Origin of the sequence: Vibrio sp. 1F279 (genome assembly GCF_041439815.1) — a bacterium.
In the GTDB taxonomy this organism is placed as follows: Bacteria; Pseudomonadota; Gammaproteobacteria; order Enterobacterales; family Vibrionaceae; genus Vibrio; species Vibrio tasmaniensis_A.
The window spans coordinates 1-2,288 of sequence record NZ_JBGOOU010000104.1 but is presented as its reverse complement, the minus strand read 5'-3'; the positions used below and the strand labels follow the sequence as shown (position 1 = coordinate 2,288).

Below are 2,288 nucleotides of genomic sequence, written 5' to 3'. Positions count from 1 at the left end.
GAACGGCGGACTGTTAATCCGTATGTCGCAAGTTCAAGTCTTGCAAGGGGAGCCACATTCAAGAAAGCCAAGTCGAGAGACTTGGCTTTTTTTCGTTTGGATAAAAGTTAACGCCATTCAATAACACATCAGTTCAACATTAAATCTTTATCTTCTAGTAAATGGACTACGTCCGCCCCCTCAATAGAGTAATTGCTCTTTCCTCTGTTTGTTCATTTGACAGCGAAGAATGTTCTTTTGGGGACTTTTTTTTCTTCGTAAATTTAATCTTCATCATGTTTTGATACCTTTCTGATACCTGCACTACACGACTTAGCTTAAGATTCGTGAATGATACACCATACTTATTATTAGATCGCTGCACGGGGAAATATGAAATTAAAAACGCAAGCTTATTTATTATCAGGCATCATTTTGATTGCCTTGCTCGCACTTACGGCTACAGGTTTATGGACCTTAAGAGTTGCTAGCAACATAGACAACAAAGCTCGCGTGACAGAGCTATTTAAAAGTGCATACAGCATTCTTACTGAAGTCGAAAAAATGGCTATTGATGGCACTCTAGAAGAACAACAAGCCAAACAGCTGGCCACTCGCCTACTGCGCAACAATATCTATAAAGACAATGAATATGTATATGTTGCTGATGAAGATATGACTTTTGTCGCAACACCTTTAGATCCGCAACTACACGGAACCAGCTTTAATGATTTTAAAGATGGCGATGGAAATAGCGTTGGCCAACTTATTCAGCGAGCACTTGGCAATAGAACAGGACAAATAGTCGAGTACACCTGGACACAAAAACTCCCCGACGGAAGCATTGAAGAAAAACTGTCCATCGCAGAAAAAACACCTCATTGGGGTTGGGTTGTAGGTACAGGTATCGGCTTCAATGAAGTCAACGCAAGGTTTTGGTCAACAGCACAATGGCAACTGATTTTATGTTTGGCTATTGCTGGTGTCATTCTTTCAAGCTTGATTATCTCAATTAAACGTATGCTATCGCTACTTGGCGGTGAACCCAAAGACGTAAGAGAAGCAGTACAAGCTGTCGCAGAAGGAAAAATCCAAACATCGTTTGAGACTCAAGCTGAGCAAGGCAGTATCTATCACGCTGTACAACAAATGAGTCAATCACTGGCAGAGTTAGTATCAAACCTCAACTCTTCAATGCTAGCGTTAAGAGGCGAATTACAGCGCGTGGAAGATCGTGCAGGTTCTATCGCTCAACTTACTGAAACTCAGCAACAATCAACTGAAATGATCGCAACAGCAATGACTGAGATGGCGTCTTCAGCAAATAATGTTGCCGATTCAGCTGGCGATACAGCTCGTAACACCGACGAGGCAGACAAACAAAGCCAACATACTCAGCTCCTAATCCACAACACAGTAGATAATATTCAAGGCCTAGCAGGACAATTAGGTACAGCCAGTGAAGCTGTTGCTAACCTAGACAACGACGTAAACAATATTGTTAAGGTATTGGACGTTATAGGCGATATTGCAGAGCAAACTAACCTGTTAGCACTTAACGCTGCTATTGAGGCTGCGCGAGCGGGTGAACAAGGTCGTGGATTTGCAGTAGTTGCGGATGAGGTACGTAATCTTGCTGGTCGAACGCAATCGAGCACCAAAGAGATTCAGTTAATGATCAATAATCTTCAAGAAGGTTCCCGTAACGCCATTCAAACAATGAATGTGTGTGCGGCAACGAGTGAAAGTACTGTAGCAGAGTCTCAGAATGCCTCTGAAGCGCTACAACAGATTGTGATTGCATTAGAGTCTATATCATCAATGAGCCATCAAATCGCAACAGCAGCCGCTGAACAGACCCAGGTAAGCGATGATATATCGAAGCGTATCAATATGATTGAAGAAAGTGGCAACCAACTGAGCGATGTCGTAACGGAAAGCCATAACAGTACTCAAACTTTAGCTTCTCTTTCTAACGAATTAGAGACTTGGGTAAATAGGTTTGAAGTAAAACACTAAACTCTCGAGAAAAACCTTTAATATAAAAGCACGTTTTCATACGTGCTTTTTTTATTTCAGCGCTCATTCAAAGCAGTTAACCGTAGTTTTGCCATCTTTTAAGGCATGCTAGACCTAGGTTTTTCTACCCAAACGAACAAAAACAACCCACTAAGTATAGAAAAACATCAAACAATACTTTTTTTGCAATTTAATGTTGACCCAGAACGCGAAAACACGTTTAATACACCTCGTCGCCCGGATAGCTCAGTCGGTAGAGCAGAGGATTGAAAATCCTCGTGTCGGTGGTT

At 41.7% G+C, this 2,288-nt stretch carries 1 protein-coding gene; it reads left to right on the top strand.

Annotation, left to right across the window (positions count from 1 at the left end; genetic code table 11):
- The first annotated feature begins 372 nt into the window (after nucleotides 1–372).
- Nucleotides 373–1,998, top strand: coding sequence for a methyl-accepting chemotaxis protein (locus ACED60_RS25535; RefSeq protein WP_017101452.1), 1,626 nt, complete (start codon nucleotides 373–375; stop codon nucleotides 1,996–1,998).
- Nucleotides 1,999–2,288 lie beyond the last annotated feature (290 nt).